The sequence below is a fragment of the uncultured Enorma sp. genome (assembly GCA_905210055.1).
Taxonomy (GTDB): Bacteria; Actinomycetota; Coriobacteriia; order Coriobacteriales; family Coriobacteriaceae; genus Enorma.
Genome location: CAJLVH010000006.1, coordinates 19,599 through 28,799, shown reverse-complemented (window position 1 = coordinate 28,799; position 9,201 = coordinate 19,599). Strand labels below are relative to the sequence as shown.

8 protein-coding genes are annotated in these 9,201 nt (G+C 62.8%); 1 reads left to right on the top strand and 7 read right to left on the bottom strand.

All coding sequences use genetic code 11. The annotated features are described in order from the left end of the window. From ricT to garR, 4 genes are all read right to left on the bottom strand, one after another. Positions 1-1,105, bottom strand: a 1,105-nt coding sequence (gene ricT, locus QZ079_RS01140) for a regulatory iron-sulfur-containing complex subunit RicT (RefSeq protein ID WP_297033986.1), incomplete at its 3' end; no start/stop codon positions are given. Further along, on the bottom strand, positions 1,093-2,238 hold the full coding sequence (gene holB / locus QZ079_RS01135; protein ID WP_297033984.1) for a DNA polymerase III subunit delta': 1,146 nt from the start codon (positions 2,236-2,238) through the stop codon (positions 1,093-1,095). The genes holB and ricT, both read right to left, overlap by 13 nt. A gap of 144 nt (positions 2,239-2,382) precedes the next feature. After that, on the bottom strand, positions 2,383-3,243 hold the full coding sequence (locus tag QZ079_RS01130) for an aldo/keto reductase (protein WP_297033981.1): 861 nt from the start codon (positions 3,241-3,243) through the stop codon (positions 2,383-2,385). Between the two features lie 203 nt (positions 3,244-3,446). Then, a complete protein-coding gene (garR, locus tag QZ079_RS01125; RefSeq protein WP_291288951.1) occupies positions 3,447-4,331 on the bottom strand; it encodes a 2-hydroxy-3-oxopropionate reductase in 885 nt (294 codons plus the stop codon). Between the two features lie 77 nt (positions 4,332-4,408). On the opposite strand from garR, the gene QZ079_RS01120 reads away from it, so the two are divergent. Then, positions 4,409-5,224, top strand: a complete 816-nt coding sequence (locus tag QZ079_RS01120; RefSeq protein ID WP_297033975.1) for an FAD-dependent oxidoreductase — start codon at positions 4,409-4,411, stop codon at positions 5,222-5,224. A 22-nt stretch (positions 5,225-5,246) separates the two neighbouring features. Here QZ079_RS01120 and ilvD read toward each other — a convergent pair whose 3' ends face one another. The 3 genes from ilvD to QZ079_RS01105 form a co-directional block, all read right to left on the bottom strand. Further along, positions 5,247-7,001 carry a dihydroxy-acid dehydratase gene (gene ilvD / locus QZ079_RS01115; RefSeq protein ID WP_297033973.1) on the bottom strand — a complete coding sequence of 585 codons (1,755 nt, stop codon included), beginning with the start codon at positions 6,999-7,001 and terminating at the stop codon, positions 5,247-5,249. A 32-nt stretch (positions 7,002-7,033) separates the two neighbouring features. After that, a complete protein-coding gene (locus tag QZ079_RS01110; RefSeq protein ID WP_297033967.1) occupies positions 7,034-8,080 on the bottom strand; it encodes a class I mannose-6-phosphate isomerase in 1,047 nt (348 codons plus the stop codon). Positions 8,081-8,192: 112 nt separating this feature from the next. Then, entirely contained in the window at positions 8,193-9,056 is an 864-nt protein-coding gene (locus QZ079_RS01105) for a ketose-bisphosphate aldolase (RefSeq protein WP_297033964.1), read from the bottom strand. Between the last annotated feature and the right edge of the window lie 145 nt (positions 9,057-9,201).

Here is a 9,201-nt window from a genome sequence, read left to right as displayed (position 1 = left end):
GGCGGCGGCGCGCGGGAGCGGCAGCATCAGCCTCGGAAGCGCCCTTGGCACCGCGCTGACCCTTGCCCTTGCCGCGCGACGCCTCGGCAGGCGCGTCACCGCGGTCGCGCGAACGGCGACGACGCGGGCTATCGATCGAGATGCGGTCATCGCTCGAAAGGCCATCGCCCACATCGATGCCGTGCTCGCGGTCGAGTTCCATGAGCGCGAGCGCGATGTCCGGGCTCTCGAGGCGCTCGAGCACGTCGCGGGTCACGCAATCCGGACGGCAGGCACAGCCCTGCTCCTCGGCGCGCTGACGGGCAACATCCGAGCAGGTCATGGCGGACAAGTCGACGCGGAACACCTTACCGCTCTCCAAACGGAGCACGAGCTGCTCGCGCGGGGTGTCGTATTCCTGGATGCGCGCCTTGCCGAGCGGCGTGTCGATCACGGCTTTCTTCTTGGGCGCGCGGCTCTTGAAGTCCTTGTATGCCTCGAACTCGTAGCGCAGGCAGCACATGAGGCGGCCGCACACACCCGAGATCTTCGTAGAGTTGAGCGGCAGGTCCTGCTCTTTCGCCATGCGGATGGACACCGGCTCGAACTGCCCGCCGAAGCGCGTGCAGCACAGCTCCTGGCCGCAATGGGCGATGCCGCCTACAAGGCGCGTCTCGTCGCGCACGCCGATCTGGCGCATGTCGACGCGCGTGTGCAGCCGCGCGGAGAGGTCCTTCACGAGCTGGCGGAAGTCCACACGGTCTTCGGCAGCGAAATAGAACACGGCCTTCTCGCCGCCGAACAGATACTCCACGCCCACGGGCTTCATCTCGAGATCGTTCTGGCGCACGAGGTCGCGGAAATCGGTCATCGCGGCCTCGCCCTTGCGGGCAAGGTCGTCGGCACGGTCGAGGTCTTCCTCACTCGCGATGCGCAGCACGGGTTTGAGCGGCGCGCGGAGTTCCTTCTGCTCCACCTCGAAGGGGTCGGCGGTAACGAGGCCGATCTCCGTCCCCCGCTCCGTGGAGCAGATCGCGTAATCCGCCTCGACGATATCGAGCCCTTGCGGGTCGAACCAGAGGTCGCACGAGGCGAAGGGAAACTTGACGGGTACTACGACGGGCATGTGAGAGCCTTCCTGATATCGAAGAGCATGACCTCGAAGGCCAGCTGCGGAGTGACGTTGCGCGACACGGCGCGTTCGGCGGCTTCCACCGCCTCGAGCGCATGCACGGCCGAGACGGACGATGCCATCTCGGAGGCGAGGCGGCCCACGATGTCCTCGACGTCGGCGTTGACGGGCTCCGATGAGATGCCCTCAACCCGCACCAGGGCATCGCGCAGCAGCGAGCGCGCGCAGGCGAGCACTTCCATGATACCCGAACGCTCGCGCGCCGTGAGTTCGCGCTTGTTGCGCTCCTCAATCTGCTTGAGGGCACCACGCGAGAGATACTCCTCGTCTCGCTTGAGGATCGCCTCTTGCGTTGATTTGACCTCGGCGAGCGGCGCCTTGACCGCAAGGGTGATCGCCTTCGCATGGAAGAGGACGTCCGCCTCGTCCGCATGGGCGAGCGAGTCGATCGCACGAAGCATCGCACGGCGCGCCTCCTGGCGGCTCGCGCTCTTGAGGAACTCCGTCGCACGTCCCGGACTCCCCGCGACGGCGACTGCCATGCGACACCGCTCGAGCGGGAACCCCGTCGCGCGCGTGACCGCTTGCGCCGCCGCCTCGGGTGAGATGAGGCGGAACGGCACGCATTGGCAGCGCGACACGATTGTGGGCAGGATGGTGTCGGCCGAGGTGCCCAAGAGGATGAACGTCACGTTTGCCGGCGGCTCTTCGAGGGTTTTGAGCAGGGCGTTCGCCGAACTCGCGCGAAGCTGGTCCGCACGGTCGATGATGTAGACCTTGCCATGCGCGCGCACCGGGGCAAGCGAGACCTCTTCGATAAGGTCGCGCACCTGCGCGATGAGGTAGCCTGTCGCGCTCTCGGGCGCGAGGTAGCGGACGTCTGGGTGCGTGCGGCGCGCGACGCGCACACACGCCTCGCAGGCACCGCAGCCTCCCTGCTCGCAGATGAGCGCTTGCGCGAGCGCCCAAGCTGCATCGAGCTTGCCGGATCCCGGTGCGCCCAGGAACAGATAGGCATGCGAGGTGCGCTGTGTCTCGATGGCGCGCGCAAGGAAGTCGCGCACGCGCGGCTGCGTATCGAGCTGCGCGAGCAGAGAACGCGATCGGTTGTCGTGCGCAGGCGCCATGGGGCCTCCCCTTTCGGCTGAACGGTAGGCTCTATCTTACCGCGCAGCCAAGACAGAGAGGCACATGGACGCCTTCGTGAAGAGATTCGACAAGTTTATGCACGAAGGACGAAGGGGCGGCACGCCTGCCACCCGTCGCGTTCGCTACACGATATCGAGCGGCGTGGGATACCCTGGCGCGGGGAACGAGCGCGAAAGCAGTGCGAGGTCATCGTCGCTCAACTCGATCTCGCAGGCGTGCACGTTCTCGAGCACATGCTCGGGCTTGCCGCTGCGTGGTATGGCGATCGCCATAGGGTCGCGCAGCACGAACGCCAAAAGAATCTGAAGCGGCGTGGCGTCGTGGCGGCGGGCAACTTCCACAACCGCCGGGTCGTTCGTCAAACCACGGCGCAAGTCACCCGCCTGAGCAAGCGGACAATATGCCATGAGCGGCATGCCGACCGACCGCATCCACGGCAGCACGGCGTACTCGACGCCGCGCGAACCCAGATGGTAGAGAACCTGGTTCACAGCGCACCGCTCGCCATCGGGCACAGCGAAGAGTTCTTCGAGGTCGTCCACATCGAAATTCGAGACGCCCCAATGGCGGATGAGCCCGTCCCCAACCAGCTGCTCCATGCATTCGACCGTCTCGGCAAGCGGTACCGCGCCGCGCCAATGGAGCAGATACATGTCGAGGTAATCCGTGCCCAAGCGCTCGAGCGACGCCTCCACGCTCTCAAAGATCTCTGGGTCGCCAGCGTTATGGGGGTACACCTTCGACACCAAGAAGAGGCTCTCCCGGTCGTATCCGCGAATCGCCTCTCCCACCAGGTGTTCGGCAGCTCCGCTCCCGTACATCTCGGCCGTGTCGATAAGCGTCACGCCAGCATCGAGGCCGGTTCGCAACGCGGCAAGCTCATCATCGTGCTTCGCGGCGCTCTCTCCCAAAAACCATGTGCCCATGCCAAACCGCGGCATGGGCGTGCCGTCCGGCAGCTCAACGGTATCGACAAAAGCCATGGCTGTACCCTTTCTCATAAGCGAAACGCATCTTCAGAATAGGCAATGCGGCACGCAAGAGTCCTGGGGTGCTTTTACATTCTCCAGAATGTTTAAAAACCCCTGGGGTAATTTTACATGCCTATAATAGGCGGCCGCATCGGGAGACACTTCGATGCGGCCGCAGGGGACGGAAAGAGGGATTTCCAAAAAAGCTAGAAGGTCTAGCCCTGGAGCTTCATGCCGTTGACCATCTCATACCACTCAGCGATACCGGAGTGGTCGTCCTTCTCGTGGCCGTGGGCCTTGAGAGACTGCATGATCTCCATGGCGAGCGAGCTGAACGGCACGCTTACGTTCACCTGGTGCGAGGTGTCCATGACGTTCTGAAGATCCTTGATGTGGAGCTCGATGCGGAAGCCCGGGGTGAAATCGCCATCGAAGATCTTCTGCGACTTCTGATCCATAACCGTGGAGCCGGCCAGGCCGGAGCGGATGGCCTCGTAGACGCGCGCCGGGTCGACGCCGGCCTTCTTGGCGAGGGAATACGCCTCGGAGACGGCGGCGATGTTGATGGCGACGATCATCTGGTTGGCAAGCTTGGTGATGTTGCCGGCGCCGACCTCGCCCACGAGGGTCACAGTCGAAGCCATGGTCTTGAGCAGCCCCTCGTATTTGTCGAAGACATCCTGCTTGCCGCCCACCATGACGGCGATGGTGCCGTCGATGGCCTTGGGCTCGCCGCCGGAAACGGGAGCGTCGAGGAAGTCGACGCCGATCTCCTCGAGGCGACGGGCGAAATCGCGGCTTGCGAGCGGAGCGATGGAGCTCATGTCGATGACGCACTTGCCAGCAGAGAGACCCTCGGCCAGACCGTTCGGGTCGAAGAGCGCGCTTTCGACGTTAGGCGAGTTCTGGAGCATGGTGATAACGACGTCGGCGTTCTCCGCGACCTCCTTGCCGCAGCTGCAGGCGATGCCTCCCAGCTCGACAAGATCCTTGGCGCGATCCATGTTGAAGTCGAACGCATAGACCTGATGTCCGGCCTTCTGCACGTTGATGGACATGGGCTTGCCCATGATGCCGAGTCCTACGAATCCTACCTTCATGTTCTTCCTTTCGATCGAACGTTACATACTTGCTATCAACACGCCCGCATCGCGAGCGAATGTTGGCTCTGTCAAATATGTCAAATCTTCGCTATGGCATTCCCGAGTTCCGTCTCCCCAAGCGGGTACTCGACGATTTCCAAACGCGGCACCTCGAGGCGAACGGCGTGAAACTCCGCTTCAACACGACGATCGGCCAGGCAATCTCGATCGACGACATGTTCGAAGACGGCTACCGCGCCGTGTTCGCCGGCACGGGCGTGTGGCGCCCGCACGCGCTGCGCATTCCCGGCGAGACGCTCGGAAACGTGCACTACGGCATCAACTATCTCGCCAATCCCGATAGCTTCAAGCTGGGTCGCCGCGTCGCGGTGATCGGCGTGGGCAACGCCGCCATGGATGTGGCGCGCACCGTGCTCCGGCATGGCGCGGAGCATGTGACCTGTTACGCGCAGTCATCGCACGTCGCGGCAAGCAATCACGAGCGCAGCTATGCGGAGCTCGAGGGCGTCGAGTTCGTGCTCAACCGCGCACCGGTGCGCATCACCGAAGAGGGACTCATCCTCATTGAGACCACCGGCTCCGAGATAAGCGAGAACGGTGAGCCGCCCACGCTGCGAGCCATCGAGGGCACGGAGAAGCTCTACCCTGCCGACAGCGTGATCATCTCCGCAGGGCAACGGCCCCTCGATCGCCTGGTAAGCACAACCGAGGGGCTCGAAACGAACAAACGCGGCCTGCTGCGCACGGACCTTGAGGGACACACCACCCGTCCCGGCGTCTTCGCCTGCGGCGATGTGTCCACGGGTGCGCGAACCGTGGTCGAGGCGGTCTCCGACGCCAAGCGCGTCGCGGACGCGATGGATCGCTACATGCAGGAGACCGCCAAGTAACCTGTCTGCCGGCTCGCGCCGCCTACGCCATGTAGCCGCCGTCGATGGCGGATGCCGCATGCTGCGTGTAGAACTTGAGCACGCCGTTCGTGTACTTCGCGGGACGCGGCTTCCATGCGGCGCGACGCTCCTCGAGCACGCGCGCGACCTCGTCGGCATCCATACGCACACCGGCGATGCCCACGATCTCGAGCCGGCGCGCCGGGATATCGATCTCGATGAGGTCGCCCTCCTCCACGAGCGCGATGGGCCCGCCCGCGGCGGCCTCGGGCGAAACGTGGCCGATCGCCGGGCCCTTCGACGCGCCCGAGAAGCGTCCGTCGGTGATGAGGGCAATCGACGCGCCCAGCTCGGCATCGGACGAAATCGCCTCGGTGGTGTAGAACATCTCGGGCATGCCCGAGCCCTTCGGTCCCTCATAGCGGATGATGACGGCATCACCAGGTTCGACCTCGTGGTGCAGCACCGCGGCAAGCGCCTCCTCCTCGCAGTCGAAGGGACGGGCGCGCAGCGTCGCTTGGAACATCTCTGCAGGCACGACGGTGTGCTTCACCACGGCGCCATCGGGCGCGAGGTTTCCATGCAGGATCGCGATGGAACCGTCCTTGCCGATAGGATCGCTCGCGGGGCGAATCACGTCCTCGCGCGTAAGGCCCCACGGTTCGAGCTCGCGCTCGCAGCGCTCGTAGTAGCCGGATTCTCGCAGCTCGTCGAGGTTCTCGCCGAGCGTCTTGCCCGTCACCGTCATCACGTCGAGGTGCAGGTGGTCGCGGATCTCTTCCATGATGCGCGGCACACCGCCCGCGTAGTGGAAGAACTGCGCCGGCCACTTCCCCGCGGGGCGGATATTGAGGAGATACACGGCGCCGCGATGCAGGCGGTCGAAGTCGTCCGCCGTGATCTTGATGCCGAACTCGCGGGCGATCGCGGGTATGTGCAGCAGCGAGTTCGTGGAGCCAGAGATGGCGGCATGCACAAGGATAAGGTTCTCGAAGCTCTCGCGCGTCACGATGTCGCGCGGGCACAGCCCCTCGCGCGCGAGCTCGACCGCGCGCTCGCCCGCCTTGCGCGCCATTTCGAACAGGTCTTTGCTTGTCGCCGGAAGCAGCGCCGTGCTGGGAAGCGCGAGGCCGAGCGCCTCCGCCGTGACCTGCATGGTGGTCGCCGTGCCCATAAACGAGCAAGCGCCGCAGCTTGGGCAGGCGTTGTGCTTGTAGAACTCGAATTCCTCGAGCCCGATCTCGCCGCGCTCGTACTGCGCCGAATACATCCCCAGCTGCTCGAGCGTAAGGAGGTTCGGGCCGGCGTCCATAACGCCGCCGGGAACCACGACGGGCGGGATGTTGAGGCGGCCTACCGCCATGAGGTTCGCGGGCATACCCTTGTCGCAGCTCGCCACGAACACGCCGGCGTCGAACGGCGTCGCATTCGCGTGGATCTCGATCATGTTGGCAATCGCATCACGCGACGGCAGCGAGTAGTTGATGCCGTCATGCCCCTGCGCCTCGCCGTCGCAGACATCGGTCGTGAAATAACGCGCCCCGTGGCCACCTGCGGAGGCAACGCCCTCGCGAACCGCCTCGACCACATCGAGCAAACCGACCGACCCCGGATGCGAATCGCCGAACGTGCTCTCGATGATTACCTGGGGTTTAGACAGATCCTCGACCGCCCAACCGGAACCGATCCTCAGCGGATCGAGCTCCGGGGAGAGAATGCGGTATTTCTGGCTTCGCAGCTCGCTGCGCTGCGGAGCATCCATTTCATTGTTTTCCATGTCTATCTCACCTTTCGAGAACCCTATAGCTACTAAAGCGCTGGCCCGCGCAGCTCGAGAACTTCCGATCCCGCACCCATCGTAACCGCGCACGAGCCGGCTGACGCGGGAACAAAGACCTGATCGCCCGCGGCAACGTGGACGGATGCGCCATCACCTGCAGAGATAGATCCGCTTCCACCAATCACGAAGAGAACGCGAAAGTCGTCTTCATCGGGAAGCTCCATGGTACCCGAATTGGAAAATGAGAGCTTCTTCATCGCAAAGCACGCCGTGCGGTCTTTGCCAACAAGCTCCATGCAAGTCCCAACTTCGTTCTTACACACGGCTTTCGGGGGCACCACGCAAGCAGCGCGCGCCTCTTCCGGCGTCTTCCCCTGGTAGTCGAAGCAATCGAACATTCGGCTAAATCCAAGGCCAAGATGACACATTTCATCTGCGACCGCAAAACCGGTTGGCGTTGTGCGCTCGACGCGAATCGTTAGATCGGTGGGCTCCTGGATTTCGATCAAGTAGCATCCTCCGCCGATGGCGTGGGGGTTTCCTCCTTGCACGTACACAACCATTCCCGGCTCGACCTCGATGCGGTGCATACAGTCGAGCATTCCCGGAATGTCCTGCGCTTGGAAAAGCTCCTCCCAGCGCTCACGCGTGACCCCTTCTTTGAAGCCGTAATACACGCAGGGGCGCGGAGCCACATCATCGCAGCCATCGTCCAAGAAGTACCAGCACTCAGTCTTTCCGTACGGGGAGCCAAACAGCTCTTTCGCACGGGCGGCATCGGGATGGACTTGAATGGTAAGGCGCTCCCCCGCATCGATGAGCTTTACCAAGATGCCCAATCCCCCACCTTGCGCTGCTCTACGTGAACCAAGCATACCGGCAGGATCTTCCTCGATAAGCTCTTTGAGCGTTTTGCCGGTCTTTACATCCCGGCTCAATCCCTCCCCCTGATGGGTATTGGGGTTAACGGCTTCGGTCACCGAAGAGATCCACTCTTCGGGATAATGCGGATCTTTCACCCCATGCAGCCTGCCGGCATTCACATACGTACGCCACACGTGTTGATGATCGAGCACAATCGGCTCCATTGGTCTGCTCCTCTCATAGCGAGCGCCCCCGGTCGCATAAGCGCGACATCGGGGGCGCCAAAACTAGGGGATTGCCCCCAAGACATTGCGAATCGCTTGCCTACCGGTAGCAAGCCGCCTTGCCTACGCTGCCGAAGACATCCATCTTGTGGGCGATGACCTCGCGAGCAGCCTCGATACCTGGGGTCAGAACCTTCGCGGGAACAATTTCACCTGTGGCGATCATCTTGCCCACCGCTTGGAAGAACGCATGCTTGAAATCGCTCGAGATGTTGACCTTTTGGATACCGATCTCGCACGCGCGACGCACCTCATCGTCGGGGTTGCCGCTGCCACCGTGCAAAACGAGCGGCACCGGAGAAACCTTTACGATCTCTTCGAGGATGTCGAGACGGAGCTTGGGGTCGAAGCCCTTGGGATACAGGCCGTGGGCGGTTCCGATGGCGACGGCAAGCGAGTCTGCGCCCGTCTTACCAATGAAGTCAACAACATCCTGGGGGTCGGTGTAGGTGATATCGGTCGCGCCGCCCTCGTCAGAGGAGTTGTCGATCTTGCCAATAGTGCCGATCTCGGCCTCGACGTCGACGCCCACCATATGAGCGAGCTCCACAACGCGCTTGGTCTGCTCGACGTTCTCCTCATAGGAAAGCATCGAGCCGTCAATCATGACGCTCGTGAAACCGGCACGCATGACCTGCATGCACTCTTCGAGGGAATGACCATGGTCGAGATGGAGCACGAAGGGAACGCGGCTATTGCCAAGACGCTCGCGAGCATACGCATAGAAGTCGGGCGTTGCGAAGCTGAACTCACCGAACGAAACCTCGATGATTGCCGGGGTATCCGTCGCTTCGGCCTCCTCGACCACAGCTCGCAGAAGCTCGCTCTGGGTGGCGTTGAATGCACCGACGGCGAAGTGATTCTCTTTCGCAACACCGAGCATTTCCTTCATTCCGATAAGCATCGTGAATCTCCTCTCATATGGTTTGATCTCGTGATGAAATAGATCCGACAGGCTTTCGTGCTTGTCGATGAGACCTCGATAAGCCTGCCCGATCTGTCTCATCGAATCGGTGCGGGGCGCACACAAGGGGACGTCTGACGCCCCG

Excerpts from the sequence above, each read along its gene's own strand:
- holB (WP_297033984.1), bottom strand. The coding sequence starts at position 2,238 with ATGGCGCCTGCGCACGACAACCGATCGCGTTCTCTGCTCGCGCAGCTC.
- QZ079_RS01130 (WP_297033981.1), bottom strand. The coding sequence starts at position 3,243 with ATGGCTTTTGTCGATACCGTTGAGCTGCCGGACGGCACGCCCATGCCG.
- garR (WP_291288951.1), bottom strand. The coding sequence starts at position 4,331 with ATGAAGGTAGGATTCGTAGGACTCGGCATCATGGGCAAGCCCATGTCC.
- QZ079_RS01120 (WP_297033975.1), top strand. The coding sequence starts at position 4,409 with ATGTCAAATCTTCGCTATGGCATTCCCGAGTTCCGTCTCCCCAAGCGG.
- ilvD (WP_297033973.1), bottom strand. The coding sequence starts at position 7,001 with ATGGAAAACAATGAAATGGATGCTCCGCAGCGCAGCGAGCTGCGAAGC.
- QZ079_RS01105 (WP_297033964.1), bottom strand. The coding sequence starts at position 9,056 with ATGCTTATCGGAATGAAGGAAATGCTCGGTGTTGCGAAAGAGAATCAC.